The organism is Candidatus Binatota bacterium (genome assembly GCA_012960245.1).
Taxonomy (GTDB): Bacteria; Desulfobacterota; Binatia; order UBA1149; family UBA1149; genus UBA1149.
Genome location: DUBO01000009.1, coordinates 1 through 16,208 on the forward strand (window position 1 = coordinate 1; position 16,208 = coordinate 16,208).

General features: G+C 60.8%; 24 protein-coding genes. All 24 read right to left on the bottom strand.

The window, feature by feature from the left end:
* Positions 1 to 386 (bottom strand): pyridoxal-phosphate dependent enzyme (locus EYQ35_00970; protein HIF62718.1); only part of this gene is annotated, 386 nt, incomplete at its 3' end.
* Positions 370 to 975 (bottom strand): phosphoribosylanthranilate isomerase, encoded by a 606-nt coding sequence (locus tag EYQ35_00975; protein HIF62719.1) that lies wholly within the window; start codon positions 973 to 975, stop codon positions 370 to 372. The genes EYQ35_00975 and EYQ35_00970, both read right to left, overlap by 17 nt.
* Positions 972 to 1,745: an indole-3-glycerol phosphate synthase TrpC gene (trpC, locus tag EYQ35_00980; protein ID HIF62720.1), complete on the bottom strand. Its 774-nt coding sequence runs from the start codon at positions 1,743 to 1,745 to the stop codon at positions 972 to 974. Before trpC ends, EYQ35_00975 begins: the two co-directional genes overlap by 4 nt.
* Positions 1,742 to 2,818: an anthranilate phosphoribosyltransferase gene (gene trpD / locus EYQ35_00985; protein ID HIF62721.1), complete on the bottom strand. Its 1,077-nt coding sequence runs from the start codon at positions 2,816 to 2,818 to the stop codon at positions 1,742 to 1,744. Before trpD ends, trpC begins: the two co-directional genes overlap by 4 nt.
* Positions 2,752 to 4,230: an anthranilate synthase component I gene (gene trpE, locus EYQ35_00990; GenBank protein HIF62722.1), complete on the bottom strand. Its 1,479-nt coding sequence runs from the start codon at positions 4,228 to 4,230 to the stop codon at positions 2,752 to 2,754. Before trpE ends, trpD begins: the two co-directional genes overlap by 67 nt.
* 26 nt (positions 4,231 to 4,256) lie before the next feature.
* The gene (locus tag EYQ35_00995) at positions 4,257 to 5,270 is read right to left on the bottom strand and encodes an SPOR domain-containing protein (protein ID HIF62723.1); all 1,014 of its coding nucleotides are present in this window, start codon (positions 5,268 to 5,270) and stop codon (positions 4,257 to 4,259) included.
* 12 nt (positions 5,271 to 5,282) lie between these two features.
* Positions 5,283 to 6,941 carry an arginine--tRNA ligase gene (locus EYQ35_01000; protein HIF62724.1) on the bottom strand — a complete coding sequence of 553 codons (1,659 nt, stop codon included), beginning with the start codon at positions 6,939 to 6,941 and terminating at the stop codon, positions 5,283 to 5,285.
* A 23-nt stretch (positions 6,942 to 6,964) separates the two neighbouring features.
* Complete coding sequence (locus EYQ35_01005) at positions 6,965 to 7,348, bottom strand: 50S ribosomal protein L17 (protein ID HIF62725.1); 384 nt, start codon at positions 7,346 to 7,348, stop codon at positions 6,965 to 6,967.
* Positions 7,349 to 7,351: 3 nt separating this feature from the next.
* Positions 7,352 to 8,362 (bottom strand): DNA-directed RNA polymerase subunit alpha, encoded by a 1,011-nt coding sequence (locus tag EYQ35_01010; protein HIF62726.1) that lies wholly within the window; start codon positions 8,360 to 8,362, stop codon positions 7,352 to 7,354.
* A 50-nt stretch (positions 8,363 to 8,412) separates the two neighbouring features.
* Complete coding sequence (gene rpsD / locus EYQ35_01015; GenBank protein HIF62727.1) at positions 8,413 to 9,042, bottom strand: 30S ribosomal protein S4; 630 nt, start codon at positions 9,040 to 9,042, stop codon at positions 8,413 to 8,415.
* Positions 9,043 to 9,060: 18 nt separating this feature from the next.
* Entirely contained in the window at positions 9,061 to 9,450 is a 390-nt protein-coding gene (gene rpsK, locus EYQ35_01020) for a 30S ribosomal protein S11 (GenBank protein ID HIF62728.1), read from the bottom strand.
* A 48-nt stretch (positions 9,451 to 9,498) separates the two neighbouring features.
* Complete coding sequence (gene rpsM / locus EYQ35_01025) at positions 9,499 to 9,879, bottom strand: 30S ribosomal protein S13 (protein ID HIF62729.1); 381 nt, start codon at positions 9,877 to 9,879, stop codon at positions 9,499 to 9,501.
* Between the two features lie 49 nt (positions 9,880 to 9,928).
* A complete protein-coding gene (gene rpmJ, locus EYQ35_01030; protein HIF62730.1) occupies positions 9,929 to 10,042 on the bottom strand; it encodes a 50S ribosomal protein L36 in 114 nt (37 codons plus the stop codon).
* Positions 10,039 to 10,815, bottom strand: coding sequence for a type I methionyl aminopeptidase (map, locus tag EYQ35_01035; GenBank protein HIF62731.1), 777 nt, complete (start codon positions 10,813 to 10,815; stop codon positions 10,039 to 10,041). Before map ends, rpmJ begins: the two co-directional genes overlap by 4 nt.
* 1 nt (position 10,816) lies before the next feature.
* Positions 10,817 to 11,458: an adenylate kinase gene (locus EYQ35_01040; GenBank protein ID HIF62732.1), complete on the bottom strand. Its 642-nt coding sequence runs from the start codon at positions 11,456 to 11,458 to the stop codon at positions 10,817 to 10,819.
* Entirely contained in the window at positions 11,455 to 12,768 is a 1,314-nt protein-coding gene (gene secY / locus EYQ35_01045) for a preprotein translocase subunit SecY (protein HIF62733.1), read from the bottom strand. Before secY ends, EYQ35_01040 begins: the two co-directional genes overlap by 4 nt.
* Positions 12,769 to 12,774: 6 nt before the next feature.
* On the bottom strand, positions 12,775 to 13,287 hold the full coding sequence (locus EYQ35_01050; protein HIF62734.1) for a 50S ribosomal protein L15: 513 nt from the start codon (positions 13,285 to 13,287) through the stop codon (positions 12,775 to 12,777).
* 3 nt (positions 13,288 to 13,290) lie between these two features.
* On the bottom strand, positions 13,291 to 13,479 hold the full coding sequence (gene rpmD, locus EYQ35_01055; protein HIF62735.1) for a 50S ribosomal protein L30: 189 nt from the start codon (positions 13,477 to 13,479) through the stop codon (positions 13,291 to 13,293).
* Positions 13,480 to 13,501: 22 nt separating this feature from the next.
* Complete coding sequence (locus tag EYQ35_01060; protein HIF62736.1) at positions 13,502 to 14,020, bottom strand: 30S ribosomal protein S5; 519 nt, start codon at positions 14,018 to 14,020, stop codon at positions 13,502 to 13,504.
* 26 nt (positions 14,021 to 14,046) lie between these two features.
* A complete protein-coding gene (locus EYQ35_01065; GenBank protein HIF62737.1) occupies positions 14,047 to 14,412 on the bottom strand; it encodes a 50S ribosomal protein L18 in 366 nt (121 codons plus the stop codon).
* A gap of 30 nt (positions 14,413 to 14,442) precedes the next feature.
* Entirely contained in the window at positions 14,443 to 14,982 is a 540-nt protein-coding gene (locus EYQ35_01070; GenBank protein HIF62738.1) for a 50S ribosomal protein L6, read from the bottom strand.
* 1 nt (position 14,983) lies between these two features.
* Positions 14,984 to 15,382 carry a 30S ribosomal protein S8 gene (gene rpsH / locus EYQ35_01075; protein HIF62739.1) on the bottom strand — a complete coding sequence of 133 codons (399 nt, stop codon included), beginning with the start codon at positions 15,380 to 15,382 and terminating at the stop codon, positions 14,984 to 14,986.
* 15 nt (positions 15,383 to 15,397) lie between these two features.
* On the bottom strand, positions 15,398 to 15,583 hold the full coding sequence (locus EYQ35_01080; protein HIF62740.1) for a type Z 30S ribosomal protein S14: 186 nt from the start codon (positions 15,581 to 15,583) through the stop codon (positions 15,398 to 15,400).
* A gap of 52 nt (positions 15,584 to 15,635) precedes the next feature.
* Positions 15,636 to 16,193: a 50S ribosomal protein L5 gene (rplE, locus tag EYQ35_01085; GenBank protein ID HIF62741.1), complete on the bottom strand. Its 558-nt coding sequence runs from the start codon at positions 16,191 to 16,193 to the stop codon at positions 15,636 to 15,638.
* Positions 16,194 to 16,208: the final 15 nt, after the last annotated feature.

The following is a 16,208-nucleotide window of genomic DNA, read 5'->3' on the forward strand; positions in this document are numbered from 1 at the left end:
ATCAAGGCGGCGACGGTGGCCGTCGCGACCCCGTGCTGGCCGGCACCGGTCTCGGCTATGATTCGTTTCTTACCCATCTTGCGGGCCAGTAGTATCTGCCCCAGCGTGTTGTTGATCTTGTGCGCGCCGGTGTGGCAGAGGTCTTCGCGCTTGAGATAAACCCGCGCACCACCCATGTGATCGGTCAGCCGCTCGGCAAAATACAGTGGCGTTTCACGGTTGGCGTAGTCGCGATAGAGACCTTTGAGTTCAGCCTTAAAGCCGGCATCCCTGCGCAGGCTGGCGTAAGCCTGCTCGAGTTCCTCGAGGGCCGGCACGAGGGTCTCAGAGACGTAGCGCCCCCCGTACTCGCCAAAGCGGCCGCGGCGATCAGGCAGAGCGGGCATTGTTAACAAACTCCATCATCAGCTTCCTGTTCTTCACCCCGGGCCCGCTCTCCACTCCCCCGGCGCAGTCCACACCCCAGGGCCGCCGCGCTCGCACGAGACCCGCCACGTTGGCTACATCGAGGCCGCCCGCGAGCACCGTGCGCGAAAGGTCCAGTCCGTCGAGCAACGCGCTGTCAATCTGCTGACCACTGCCTCCACCCAGCGGGCTGTCGAGAAGAAGCACTGCTTCCCGCTTCACCGCCAGGGCCGCTTCTACAGAGGGCCTGTCCACTGCTTTTACCGCGCGTATCACCGGCACTTCCCAACCTGAAATATCTTCATCGGTCTCGTTACCATGAAATTGCAGCCCGTTGATTCCAGTTTCAGCGAGAACCTGCCGCACCCGGTCACGCCCGGCATCAACAAATACACCATACACGGGAAAGCCGCGAGGTAGTGCGGCCACCACTTGGGCCGCCTGGGGGTCGTTGCAGAAGCGCGAGCTGTGTTCGCAGAAGTTAATGCCTATGGCGTCGGCGCCCGCCAGCTGCGCGTCAACCGCGTCTACGGGCCGGGTCACGCCACAGACTTTGACCCAGGGACTCATGGGACAAGCAGGCCCGCGAGAGCGGCGCCGGGGTCTGTGGCAGACATCAGCGATTCGCCCAACAGGAAGGCCGTAACCCCTATCTCCTCCAGCTGGCCGAGCTCGTCCGTCTGGCCCAGCCCACTCTCTGAAACCAGCAGCGCGCCCTCGGGCGCCAGCGGTGCGAGGCGGCGCGTGACATCGGTGCTGGTGTCGAAGGTCTTCAGGTCGCGGTTGTTTATACCTATGAGCGCCGCCCCGATGGCCGCAGCCCTTTCCATTTCAGTTTCGTCGTGGACTTCAACGAGGACGTCGAGCCCTTCTTCGTTGGCGGCGACGTAGAGTTCATCGAGCTGGCTCCCGGGCAGCGCGGCCACGATCAACAGCACCGCGTCGGCCCCGTGCGCGCGGGCTTCTGTGAGCTGCCACTCATCGACCATAAAATCCTTGCGCAGAAGGGGCAACGCGCAAGCGGCCCGAGCGTCCTCCAGGCAAGCCAGGCTACCCGAAAAGTATTCCCGGTCGGTCAACACCGACAGGCAGGCCGCTCCACCTTCCTCATATTGTCGTGCGTGCAGGGCCGCTTCGAAGTCCTGCCTTATGACTCCACGCGACGGCGACGCTTTCTTGATCTCGGCTATTATGCGGCGCCCGGGGAGCCCCAGCGCTGCAGTAAACCCGCGACGCTCCTGGCCGTAGAGGGGCAGCCCGCGCAACTCGGACAAGGAGTGCTCGGCGCGCCCGCGGGAAACTTCACCGCGCTTGGTCGCCAGTATGTCATCCAGGATCACTCCCCCGCTCCACGGGTGAGGGCGACCCACTTTTCGACGAGGTCACGGGCGTCGCCGCTCTTCATGATCCGGCGGGCGAGGGCCAGGCCGCCAGCTATGTCCTCAGCCTTGTCGGCCACGTACAAGGCCGCGCCGGCGTTGAGCGCCGTGATATCGGCCAGCGCACCTTCGCCACCGGAGAGTATGTCTTTCAGTGTCGCCGCATTTTCCTCGGCACTGCCGCCGGCCAGGTCATCGATGCGCGCCGTTGCCAGCCCCAGGGCCGAGGGGTCGATGGTGTAGCCCTCGATGTGCCCCCCCTTCAATTCCACCACAGCTGTCGGGCCCGTGGTGGTGATCTCGTCGCTGCCGTCCGAACCGTGCACGACCATGGCCCTCTCCGACCCCAGCTCAGCGAGGGCCTCGGCCACCCCGTGCAGCCATTCGCCCGAGTAAATGCCGAGCAGTTGATGGGTAGCGTGAGCCGGGTTGCAAAGTGGACCGGTGAGGTTGAAGAGGGTTCTCACGCCCAGCTCTCGGCGTGGCCCGGCAACGTGGCGAACCGCCGGGTGGTAACTGGGGGCAAAAAGAAACGCGAAGCCGATTTCCTCGAGCGACCGGGCCGAAACCTCTGGAGACACGTCTATGCTCGCGCCGAGAGCCTCGAGAACGTCGGCGGCTCCAACCTTGCCCGAGGCCGCGCGGTTACCGTGCTTGGCAACGCGTGCCCCTCCCGCCGCGGCTACGAAAGCCGTCGCCGTGGATACGTTGAAGGTACCCAGGCCGTCGCCGCCGGTACCACAGGTGTCGAGCAGCGGGCCCTCTACATCCAGCGGTACCGCGCGCGCGCGCATTGCTCGGGCGGCAGCCACCAACTCGCTGCGGGTTTCGCCCTTGAGCCTCAGGGCGACGAGGAAAGCGCCTACCTGGGCAGGGGTCGCCTCACCGTCCATGATGAGCCCGACCGCGCGTTCCATAACCTCGGCCGAAAGATCATCACCCGCCACGAGCTGCGCGAGTACCTGCTTCATACTCTTTCCATTTCCCCGGCCTTCTCCAGCGCCAGGATCATGCCGCGAATCTTCGCCTCGCATTCGGCTTGCTCACGGCTGGGGTCAGAATCAGCAACGATCCCAGCTCCCACCTGCATGTACACCCGCCCTCCCTTGATGAGCGCAGTACGAATCGCTATGCAGGTGTCGAGATTACCCGAGTAGTCGACCCAACCCACACCACCGCCGTAGAGACCCCGCCGGGTGGGTTCGAGTTCCTCGATGATCTCCATTGCGCGGACCTTGGGCGCGCCGCTGAGCGTGCCCGCTGGATGCGCAGCCGCAAAGGCGTCGAGCCTGTCGCAGTCGTCCCTGAGGCGGCCACTTACATGGGAAACTATGTGATTCACGTGCGAATATTTCTCGACGACCATCTGTTCGTCGACACTGACGCTGCCGGTTACGGCCACCCTGCCGACGTCGTTTCGGCCCAGGTCCAGCAGCATGACATGCTCGGCCCGTTCCTTGGGGTCGGCGAGCATGGCGGCGACCAGTCGATCGTCCTCTTCGGGAGTCTCACCGCGCCTGACGGTGCCTGCGATCGGCCTCACGTGGACCCTGTCGCCGTCCACCTTGACCAGCACCTCGGGCGAAGCGCCAACCGCTATCTCGTCTTCAAGGTCGAGGAAGAACATGTAGGGTGACGGGTTTATCGTGCGCAGCGCGCGGTAGATCGAAAACGGATTGACCTGCAGCTCCTGCTCGTAACGCTGCGAGAGCACCACCTGTATTATGTCGCCCGCGCGTATGTATTCGCGCGCGGCCTCAACGCTCTCGCCGTACTGCCCGGGAGTCATGTTGGACACCGGCGAACCCTTGCCACCGGGGCCGGACAGCGGGGTTTCTGCCACGGCTTCCGACAAAAGCCTGACCGTATCCTCCAACTCGGCTACCGCGTCGGACCACGCCTGGTCGATACCGCCATCGTGGTCCGCCGGAAAGGTGAGCTTTACCGCCGTCATGGTATGGCGGACGTTGTCGAAAACTACGAAGGCATCGACGATCATTCCCGAGAGGTCGGCCACGCCGAGATCGTTGGTCGTGCTCTCGGGCAGTTTCTCGACGCTGCGCACGAGGTCGTAGCCGAAGTAGCCCACGAAGCCCCCCGAAAACGCCTCGAGTTCCTCGCTGTTGGCAACGCGCGGCTTACCAAGTACGCGGCCGAGCACCTCGAGGGGCTTACCCTCCATTGTTTCTTCGCGGCCATCTCTGTGACGGAGCTTGCAGCTACCCCCCTCGCAGCTCAGCGTCATCGCGGGCCTGGTACCCAGAAAACTATAGCGGCCGACCTTGTCCTGCCCCTCGACACTTTCGAGCAGAAACCCATGCCCCCCAGCGTGCAGCTTGAGAAACGCAGATACCGGGGTGTCGAGATCAGCTGTGATTTTACGACAGACGGGGACAGCGTCGTAATTCGCGCAAAGCTGCCTGTACTCGTCGAGTGAAGGCGAAATTGTTGACAGGTCCACCGCCGATTTACCTACTGCATTGTCACGTATGCGCTTTTGAAACCGAGCTCGTCGTTACACTCACCCTGAACGACTCGCGCCTCGGTTATCGTTTGATAGCTGCCGATCCTGACCCTGTACCACGGAACGTCTTCTTCATCACCCAGCTTCACGTAGGCCTGGTAGCCTTCTTTCCTCAGCCTGTGGCCGAGTCCGTAAGCTTCTTCCCTGCTGCGGGTGGCAATGAGTTGGACCGTATAGGCCCCCTCGCCCGGAGCCAGCTCAAGGTCGGCGTCGGTCAACGGCTTCTGTTCCTTAGTGGCGGCAACGAGGGCCTTCGCCAGGACCGAAGGATCCAGCGCCTCTCCGGCTTCTTCGTCGGCGACGTCTTCCCCACCGCCGGCCTCCAGCTCGTCCACAAGATCTTGTTCCAGCTCTTCTTCAGCAGGTTGACGTTCTTCGGCTGCACTCGATTCATCGTCAGGGGTTTCTGCACTCGAGTCCAGTTTTTGAACAGCCGGGGCCGGTTTTTCGCCGGCCGGGATTTCGACAACCGCTGCCTCCTCGGCCTCCGGCTCGGGCTCCGGCTCGGCAATGGCTTCGGCTACCGGTTCGGGCTCAGCAACCGGCTCAACGACAGGTTCCGCGGCGGATGCCGGTTCCGCGACTGGCTCGTCTACTGGCTCGGGAACGACTACGGCTTCGGGTTCCGGTTCAGCTTCTGGCTGCGCAACGGCAACGGGTTCGGCTTCCGGCTCAAGCTGGGACTCAGGCTCGGGCTCCGGTTCGGCCGCTGACTCGGGAGCTACAATTTCCACAAGCGCGTCCAGGGCCGGGGCCACGTCCAAGGACGACTCAAGCTCAGGCGGCTCGGTAATCGGCACCCTGGCCACCGCCGGGTCTGCCTCCGAATGCAGGTCGGAAAATCCACGCCCGAGGTAAAACCCCATGAAGAAAATAAAAAGAGACGCCGCGGTAAACCCGGCAGCCAGCGCCAGCAACTCGCCGAAAGAAAACTGGTAGTGCCCCCTGCTACGTCCAGCCATAACCCTACGGCCTCACATCCGCGACGGAGCGCTTATTCCCACGAGGCTGAGAGCGTTCCCTATTACCTGTTGCACCGCCTTCACCAACAGCAGTCGGGCCTCCGTCACTTTCTTGTCATCCGATACCACCCGGTGGCGACTATAGAACCTGTGAAAATCACCCGCCAATGCCTGCACATAGAATATCACCCTGTGGGGCTCGAACGACCTCGCGGCACTTTCAACTATGTTGGGGTAGTCGTCGAGCACCCGGACCAGCGCGATTTCGTCCTCATGCTGGAGGGCTGAAAGCACGTCGGGCTTGGCTTCGGGCAGCGGGATGCCCTTGTCCTCGGCCTGCCTGAAAACGCCGGCTATCCGCGTGTGAGCGTACTGTATGTAGAATACGGGGTTCTCAGCCGTCTGCCGCCGCGCAAGCTCGAGGTCGAACTCCAGCTGTGCATCAGATTTTCGCGCGAGAAAGAAAAACCTCGCCAGGTCGGCTCCAACTTCATCGATAACGTCGCGCAGTGCCACGAACTCGCCGCTGCGCTTGCCCATCCGCACGGGCTCGCCGTCGCGCGTGAGGTTGACCATCTGTACCAGCACTACCTGGAGGCCCGAGGGGTCAACCCCCAGGGCTTCGAGAGCCGAGCGCACCCGTTTCACATAACCGTGGTGGTCAGCACCCCAGATATCGACCACCTTCTCCATGCCACGCGCGAACTTCTTACGATGGTAGCCCACGTCGGCGGCAAAATAAGTAAGGTCGCCTCCGCTCTTCACCAACGCCCGATCCTTGTCATCACCGAAGTTGGTAGACCTGAACCACTCTGCACCACCTTCCTCGTAGGTATGCCCCGCGTCTCTCAGCTCCTGTATGGCCGCCTCAACGGTCCCGTCGCCACGCAGTTTCTTCTCGCTGCTGAAGTTGTCCATGCTGACACCGAAAGCCGCGAGATCCTCGCGGATACGGCCCAGGAGTTTGTCTCCAGCGTAATCGGCGGCAATGGCTGCGGATTCATCTTCGGGCAGCTGTTCCAGGGCGTCGCCCTTGTCCTCCCGGAGCAGACCGGCGATCTCGGTGACGTATTCACCAGGATACCCTTCCTCTGGAAAGGCCGCGTTCTCATCAACTGCTTGCAGGTAACGCGCCAGCACCGACCGGCCGAGTATCAGCATCTGTCGACCAGCGTCGTTGACGTAGTATTCCCTCTCTACATCATAACCGGCGGCTTCCAGTACACGGGCCAGCGCGTCGCCGGTTGCCGCCCCCCTGCCGTGGCCCACGTGCAGAGGGCCCGTGGGGTTGGCCGACACGAACTCGACCTGTACGCGGCGGCCCTCGCCCAGGTTTACGCGACCAAAACCGTCTCCTTTTTCGAGAATATCGCGTAGCCTCTCCCGCCAGGCATCAGCACTGAATGTAACATTGATAAAACCCGGGCCGGCGATCTCTACCGATTCGATGCGGGAGTCGTTTATCTGCGCGGCCAGGGTTTCAGCGATTTTACGCGGGGGCTTGCGCTCAGAGCGGGCGAGCAACATGGCCACGTTGCAAGCAAGATCACCGTGACCCTGCTCGCGGGGCTTCTCAACCACCACCGGCACGGTTTCGGACAGTTCCAACTCGCCAGCGTCGCGAGCGGCGGCCAGCGCATCCCCGAGAAGAGACTGTAGGAGTTCTCTCACCTACCCCACCCTTGCGGTGGGCATCAGTCGCCTGTGTTTTCGGGCGCCGCGGCCTGCTCCGTTAACTCGATACGCGACAGCGCAGCGTTATCGCCCTTGCGCCTGCCCAGCTTGATGATCCGGGTGTATCCGCCTTCGCGCTGCATGAAACGCGGGGCCACGTCATTGAACAGTCTCGCCAACGCCGAATCGGTGCGAACGAAGCGCCGGGCCTGCCTGCGCGCGGCTACTGTCTGCTTTTTGCCCAGGGTGATCATGCGATCGGCCACGCGACGCAGTTCCTTGGCCTTGGCGTCGGTAGTGGTGATTCCGCCCAGGTCGATAAGCGAGGTCACCATGTTACGAAACATGGCCTTACGGTGAGACGAATTCCGCCCCAGCTTTTTTCCAACCTTCTGGTGTCGCATTTTTCAGAAAGTCTCCTGCTCCAGGCGAAGCTTGTCGAGCTCGTCGCGTTCGGGAAAACTATCCAGGCGCGTGCCAAGGTTCAGCTCCATCGTTATGAGAAGGTCCTTAATCTCGAGCAGCGATTTGCGACCAAAGTTCTTGGTCTTGAGCATCTCCCCTTCACTCTTCTGCACCAGCTCACCGATATACTTGATATCAGCGTTCTGCAGGCAGTTTGCCGAGCGCACCGAGAGGTCGAGTTCATCGACACAACGGTAGAGGGCGTCGCTGAACAATTGCGATGACGGGACTTCTTTCACCGCCTGGGCCTCAACTTCGTTCACATCAAAGTTGATGAACACCTGCACTTGGTCCTGCAGTATACGAGCCGCCAAAGCCACGGCGTCGTCGGGACGCACGCTGCCGTCTGTCCACACCTGCAACGACAGCTTGTCGTAGTCGGTACGCTGGCCCACGCGGGCACCGGTGACAGAAAAGTTAACGCGGGTTATCGGTGAGTAAGCCGTGTCCAGCGTAATGGTGCCCACCGGCGCGCTCTCTTCGCGATTGCGGTCCGAGGTAAGGTACCCGCTGCCGCGCTTGACCACCACGTCCATCTGGAGCGAGGCCCCCGGGGCGAGGGTCGCGATAACGAATTCGGGGTTAAGCACCTCGACCTCGGGCCCGAACTTCAGGTCACCGGCGGTGACCTGACCTTCGCTGGAGGCCTCGAGTCTGCCCTCGTGCCTCTGCCCTTCGAAAACCCGCAGGCGGACTTCCTTGAGGTTGAGCGCGATATCGGTGACGTCTTCCTTGACGCCATCGATGGTCGAGAACTCGTGCAGTACGTCGTGAATAAAAACGCTCGAAATAGCAGCGCCCTTCAACGATGCCAGCAGGGTGCGACGAAGCGCATTCCCTACCGTGGTGCCAAACCCTCTCTCGAACGGCTCGAGGTCAAAACGACCGTAGCCATTAGTAAGTTCCTTGACCTCGATTTCGGGCCTTGAAAGATCCTTCCAGTTATCCAACATCAGTAACGTGCCTCCAAGTGGCGTAGTCGTAATGACGACCTGCCGAACGGTTATTTCGAGTAAAGCTCAACGACCAGCCGTTCGTTTACGGCCAGCGGTAGTTCTTCCCGCACGGGAATCCGAACCACCTTTCCGGACAACGCGTCAGCGTTGAGTTCGAGCCATGAAACAGTCTCGTGGCGTTGGGCCAACCCCAGCGCCTCCGCAAAAACCTGTTTCCCCTTGCTTTTTTCAACTACAGATATCTCGTCGCCCTCGCTCATCAGGTAGGAAGGTATGTTGACCTTGCCACCGTTGACGGCGAAATGACCGTGGCGAATCAGCTGGCGAGCTTGCGCCCGCGAACCGGCTAACCCCAGCCTGTACACCATGTTGTCCAGCCGCCTCTCGAGAAAAGTGAGCAGCGCCTCGCCGGTCACGTCACGGGATTTCTCAGCCATGGTGAAGTATCGCTTGAACTGCTTCTCGAGCAGACCGTACATGCGCTTGAGCCGCTGCTTTTCGCGAAGCTGGACCGCGTACTCCGATATCTTGCGCCTGCGCCCCTGGCCGTGCTGCCCGGGAGCATAGTTACGACGCTCGATCGCACACTTGTCGGTGAAACAACGCTCACCCTTGAGAAAAAGTTTTGTTCCCTCTCTGCGGCAAAGCCTGCAGACGGGATCGGTATATCTTGCCACTTCCTGATTTCCTCCCGGTCAGACCCGGCGCTTCTTCGGCGGCCGGCAGCCGTTATGTGGAATGGGGGTCACGTCACTTATGGTGTGAACCTGCAGCCCGGCAGCCCCGAGGCCCCTTACGGCAGACTCGCGGCCACTACCCGGTCCCTTGATGCGGACGTTCACCGTGCGCATACCCATGTCGACAGCAGCGCGCCCGGCCTTCTCGGACGCCTGCTGGGCAGCAAACGGCGTACCCTTCCTGGAGCCCTTGAAGCCCGAAGCTCCGGCGCTGTTCCACGCCACAACGTTCCCCGCGGGGTCCGTTATGGTTATGTGAGTATTGTTAAAAGTCGCACGTACGTGGGCAATGCCCTCCGATACCGTGCGCTTGGTCTTCTTCTTCTTGCTCTTGTTCTTTATTGCCATGTTTCTTTCCGTATCGTGCTCCGCGCGGTGTACCCCGCCGCTTGAAAGTTATTTTCTCGGTGCGATTTTCTTGCCGGTTATGGCCTTGCGAGGGCCTTTCCTGGTGCGCGCGTTGGTACTCGTGCGCTGGCCCCTGACGGGGAGACCACGCCTGTGGCGCAATCCCCTGTAACAGCCGAGGTCCATGTAACGCTTGATGTTCATCGCGATCTCTCGCCGAAGATCGCCCTCTACCTGGTAGCTCTCGTCGAGCACTCCCCTTATGGCGTTGATCTGCTCATCGCCCAGGTCATCGCTCTTCGTAGCGTGATCGATACCCGCCGCGTCGAGAATCTTTACCGCAGAGGTCCTGCCAATCCCGAAAATCGAGGTCAGCGCTATGTCCATGCGCTTTCCATGGGGAAGATCTATTCCAACTATTCTAGCCATCAGGCCATTTCTCCTGTCACCGGTTCAGTGCCGGCTGGTACAAGGCAGCTCATCCCTGCCTCTGTTTGTGCCGGGGGTTCTTACAGACCACGCGCACAACCCCCTTGCGCTTTATGACCTTGCAGTCCTTGCACATCTTCTTTACCGACGCTCTTACTTTCATGGCGATGCCTCTCCAGCCCTGGCAGTTAAAACCTGCGGCCCCTCATCCGTTATGGCCACCGTGTGCTCAAAATGGGCCGACCGCCTGCCGTCAGTTGTAACGGCAGTCCAGCCATCTTCCTTCACACGCACCCCGTAACCGCCGGCGTTTATCATCGGCTCAATGGCCAGCACCATGCCCACTCTCAGGGCCTGCCCACGCCCGCGCTTTCCAAAATTTGGCAGCTGCGGATCTTCGTGCAAGGCCCTGCCTATGCCGTGACCGACAAAAGACCGAACGACCGAGAAGCCCCCGCCTTCGGCCACTTCCTGCACGGCAGCACCTACGTCTCCGAGCCGCTGCCCGGGCCGCATCTGCTCGATACCCGCCTCCATGCTGCGCCTTGTAACTTCGACCAGTCGGCGGGATTCCTCGTCGGTGTCGCCCGCGACCACGGTCACGGCCGAATCACCGTAATAACCTTCTTTCTCGACACCGAAATCCAACGAGACGAGGTCTCCCTCTTCTATGGGACGGTCGCTGGGAATGCCGTGCACGACCTCGTCGTTCACCGAGGCACACAACACTGCGGGATAAACGACGTCGCCCACCTGGTAGTTCTTGAACGCCGAGCGACAACCGGCGAGCGATATCATGCGCTCCGCCTTGCTGTCGAGCTCAGCCGTGGTGATACCCGGCTCAACCATCGCCTCCAGCTCGCGGAGAATCTCGGCCACCACTGCACCCGCAGCTCGCATCTTGCCGATCTCGACCTCTGACTTCAGCTCAATCATTTCAGCCGCCCAACGCCTCGAGGATCCGTGCGGTGACCTCACTCGGATTACCGGTACCGTCAATCTTATTGAGAATCCCTTTCTCCCCGTAAAAGCCCAGCAAGGGCGCGGTCTGGTCCCTGTAAATGCCAAGCCGGGCCCTGACCGACTCTTCAACATCGTCAGCCCTCTGCTCGAGGGTCCCCTCGCAAGCGTCGCACACCGCCTCTCGCGAGGGAGGGCGGAACTCGAGGTGGTACAAGCGCCCGCAGTCAACGCAGGACCTTCGCCCGCACAGGCGTCGGACCAGTTCTGATTCGGGCACGTCCAGCGCCACGACCTGATCGAGCTCGTAGCTGCCACTGTCCGAAGCTGTATCAAAAGCGCTGGCCTGGGCCAGGGTGCGCGGAAACCCGTCCAGCAGGTAGTTGTCGCGACCGTGTCCGTTGAGCTGTTCTTCTACCAGGCCCAGCACCAGGTCGTCGGGCACGAGTTTGCCTTCGGCCATCATGGCAGCAGCCGCGAGGCCGAGCTCGGATCCGTCCTTGACGGCCGCGCGCAGGAGTTCACCCGTAGATACGTGTGCCGAACCAAAACGTTCGCGCAATACAGCGCCCTGGGTTCCCTTGCCGCAGCCGGGAGGGCCAAGAAGAGCCATTCTCACCCTGTCCTCCCGCGCGCCCTGCCACCGCGCGACATGAATCCATCGTAGTTACGCTGAATGAGATGGGCCTGCATCTGGGCCACCGTGTCGATAGCAACACCAACTACGATCAGCAGCGCAGTACCACCGAAGAAAAACGGCACGTTAAAACGACTGATCAGTATGGTCGGAAGCACGCACACAATTGAAACGTAGATCGCCCCGCCGAGGGTGATGCGCGTGAGAATGCGGTCAATGTACTCGGCCGTGCGCTTACCCGGCCTGATCCCGGGTATAAAACCACCGGCCTTCTGCATGTTCTCGGCGACGTCGTCGGGCTTGAAGGTGACGGCCGTGTAGAAATAGCAGAAGAATATAATCGCGGCGACGTAAACAATGTTGTAAAACATGCCGCCCGGCTGCAGGTAGTCGGCCGCTCTCTGGAACGCCGGGTGCTGGACAAACTGGGCAATGGTCCCCGGAAAGATGAGCAACGAGGACGCAAAAATCGGGGGGATTACGCCAGCCGTGTTTACCTTCAACGGCAGGTGGGTACTCTGGCCGCCATACATCTTGCGGCCCACCACGCGCTTGGCGTACTGCACCGGGATGCGCCTCTGGGCCCGCTCAACGAAGATGATAATGCCGATAACGCCGATCATCATGGCCGCGAGAAAGACCAGCACGAGAACGCCAAGCTCACCCTGCCGGGTAAACTCGAAGGTAGCTCCTATGGCCGAGGGAATCGCCGCGACGATGCCCGCAAAGATTATCAGGCTGATGCCGTTGCCTATGCCCCGCTCGCTGATCTGCTCGCCGAGCCACATGATGAAAACCGTGCCCGAACAGAGCGTCAGCATGGTCATCAAGCGGAAACTCCAGCCTGCGTCATACACCACTGAGCCTCCGCCGGGCGTCTGTATCTGCTCAAGGCCCATGGAGATAAACAGCCCCTGAACGAGCGCCAACCCGACCGTGCCATAGCGGGTGTACTGGGTAATCTTGCGCCGGCCCTGCTCGCCTTCCTTCGAAAGACGTTCCAGGTGAGGCACCACGAGGGTCATCAGCTGCAGGATAATCGAAGCCGAAATGTAGGGCATTATGCCGAGGGCAAAAATTGAGAATCTCTCCAGCGCGCCGCCGGAGAACAGGTTGACCATGCCAAACACGGTCGCCTGGGCGGCCTTGAAGAACTCGCCCAGCGCCTCGCCGTCGATACCCGGAGTGGGCACCGCGACACCGAGACGATAGATCGCCAGCATGGCGAGCGTAAACCCGAGCCGACGCCTCAACTCGGGTATGCGAGGAAGGTTCTGTATTCCCTCAAACACCGGCAGCTATTCTCCCGACTCCGAAGGCGAAACAGCCTCAGTATCAGAACTGGAAGTGCTACGGGTCTTTTTAGCGGCACCCGTGACAAGCTCCACGCTGCCACCGGCACTTTCTATTGCTGCCTGGGCTGGCTTGGAAAACGCGTCGAGCTTGACGGTGAGACCGTGCTTCAGCTCGCCGTTGGCCAGCACCTTGACCGGAAGGCCCCGCTTGGCGAGTCCCCGTGTCCTGAGCGCCTCGACATCCACTACCGTGCCCGCGTCAAACTCGGCCAGGTCGACAAGCCCGATGACCTGGTAAGCGACCCTGAATGGGTTTTTAAACCCCCGCTTGGGCAGGCGTCGCGAGAGCGGCATCTGGCCGCCTTCAAATCCAGGCGCCACGTTGCCACCAGCCCTCGAGCCCTGCCCCTTGTGCCCACGTCCGGCGGTCTTGCCGTGTCCCGAACCGGGACCGCGGCCTATCCTCCGACGTTTTTTTCGTGAACCTGGCGCCGGCTTCATTGAATCGAGCTGCATCGACTACTCCTCTACCTTCACGAGGTGCAGAACCTTGTTTATCATTCCGCGAACCTCCGGTGTTTCCCTCAGCGCCGCACAGCGGCCGCGCCTCGACAAGCCAAGACCCCTGAGCGTGGCGCGCTGCCGCTTGGTGCAGCCTATAAAGCTGCCGGTCATACGCACCCGAATCATTTTTTCAGAAGAAGACATTGTTCTCTCTCCACCACCGCTCTCAGCGTATGCCTGACAGGACCTTTCCCCGCAGGGCCGCTATATCTTCCGGCCTCACCAACGAAGTGAGCGCGTCCATCGTAGCCCGCACCATGTTCATGGCGTTGTGGGAACCGAGACACTTGGTGAGAATGTTCTGCACTCCCGCCAGCTCTACGACCGCACGTATACCACCACCGGCTATGACTCCGGTTCCCGCAGAGGCCGGTTTCAGTAATACCTTTCCAGCGCCGCTGTGTCCGGTTACCCCGTAGGGTATGGTGCCATCCAGTATTGGCACGGTCACCAGGTTTTTCCTGGCCCTTTCAACACCCTTGCGTATAGCCTCGGGGACTTCCTTGGCCTTGCCCAGGCCGAAACCGACCTGCCCGTCACCGTCGCCAACGACCACCAGTGCTGAAAAGCCGAAGCGCCTGCCGCCCTTGACGACCTTGGCAACCCGGTTGATGTAAACAACGCGTTCCTTGAACTCGGTCGCTTCCGCGCCGCCTTCCCTGCTCTGAGTCTCTCGTCTGGCCACTTATACTCTTGCTCCCGCGCGAACTTTCACAACTGAAGTCCCGCTTCCCGCGCGCCCTCTGCAACGGCGCGTACACATCCGTGAAATCGATAACCGTTACGGTCAAAAACCACTGCGTCTATCGACAGCTCTTTACATCGACCCGCAATCACGCGGCCGAGTTCTCCGGCAGTCGCGACCCCCGCGCCAAGCTTCTTCCCATCGCCGTCCGACGCCATCGTCGAAGCCGAAGCCAGGGTACGCCCGCTCTCGTCCGATATGATCTGCAAGTAAAGGTGCTTGTTAGACCTGAACACGCACAAGCGAGGACGCTGATCCGTGCCGACGACCCTGCGCCTGACCCTAAACCGGCGTCTTTGCCTGGCCACTCTTCTTTCTGCTGAATTTCCCAAAGTTTCTTTCCTTGCCTACACGGCCCTTGCCTAGGCAGCGGCCGCCTTGCCGGCCTTCCGTCTTACCTGCTCGTCGCTGTAACGTACGCCCTTGCCCTTGTACGGCTCCGGCGGCCTGAGCGACCTGATTTCAGCTGCGACCTGGCCGACGTTCTGCCGGCTCGATCCACTGATCGTGATCGTTGTCTGGTCAGCCACCGCGGCATCTACACCCTCAGGCAGCTGGTAAATGATCGGGTGCGAAAAGCCAAGAGTGAGGTGTACAAGGTTACCCTTGACGTCGGCCCTATAGCCGACGCCGGTGATCAACAAAACCTTTGAAAATCCAGCAGTAACGCCAACAACCATGTTTTCGACCAGCCGGCGCGCGAGCCCGTGTCCCATGCGCTGCTCTCGACTGTCATCGCTGCGCTCAACAACTACTCCCGCGTCGCCTATGGTGATCGAAATGCCCCCCGGTAACTTCTCCGACAGCGAACCCTTGGGGCCCTGAACGTTGACAACCTGGCCGTCCACGCTGACTTTTACGCCGTCCGGGATAACGATCGGATTTCTACCAGTACGAGACAAACTACCAGACCTCGCAGATTACTTCGCCGCCGACGTTTTGCTTGCGGGCTTCGCGGTCCACTAACATGCCCGAAGGCGTGGACAGCACGCTTATACCAAGACCATTTCTCACCCGCGGAGCCTCGTCGGCCCCCGAGTAAACCCTCAGGCTCGGCCTGCTCACGCGGCGTACACCGGTAATCGCGGGTACACCCTCTTCGTTGTAACGAAGGGTAATAAGAATCTTGCGCGTAACACCCTCGCCCTCGGCTACGGCCTGGTTAATGTAGCCCTCGTCCACCAGCAGGGTAGCCAGTCGCTCCTTGAAGCTGGACCAGGGGATCTCAACCTCGGCGTGGCCCGCCCTGACGGCGTTGCGCACCCTGGTTAGGAAATCGGCTATAGGATCACTCATCGACATCTTACGTTTTCCTCTTTACCAGCTGGCCTTTATCATGCCCGGCACCAAGCCCTCGAGGGCCAACGAGCGCAGGCAGATCCTGCACAGCCGAAACCGCCGGTATACGCTGCGCGGACGCCCGCACTGCTGGCAACGGGTGTAACCGCGCACGCTGAACTTGGGCTTCCTTTTCGCCTTGGCGATCAATGACTTCTTCGCCACTTAAAATCTCTCCTCCATAACAACTAACCCTCGGCCCTCGGGCCAGACTCGCTTAATCTCTCAGCGGAAGCCCGAAGTGCTTCAGCAATGACCGGCCTTCATTGTCGTCGACCGCCGTAGTGACCAGGCTCACGCTCATTCCCTTGGTGACGTCGACCCTGTCGAGGTCCACTTCCGGAAAAATAGAGTGATCCCTCAAACCTATCGTGTAGTTTCCGCAGCCATCGAAGGCCTTGGGGTTAAGACCCCGGAAGTCACGAACCCTGGGAAGGGCAACATTTATCAAACGATCCAGGAACTCGTACATCCGCGCGCGCCGCAAAGTCACGGTAACACCAATGGGCATGCCTTCCCTGAGTTTAAAATTGGCGATCGACTTACGGGCCTTGGTCACCAGCGGCCTCTGGCCGGCAATGAGACCAAGCTCGGTCACCGCGTCTTCGATGATCTTGGGATTGGCAACAGCAGCACCCAGCCCGATATTGAGCACTACCCTGTCCATCTTCGGCACCCGCATGACTGACTTTACCCCCAGCTCCTCTTTGAGCTGGGCGACAATCTCGTCTTCGAATTGAACCTGTAATCTAGGCTTGTTGGTCTTCTTGCTCATCGTCCGCTCGACTCC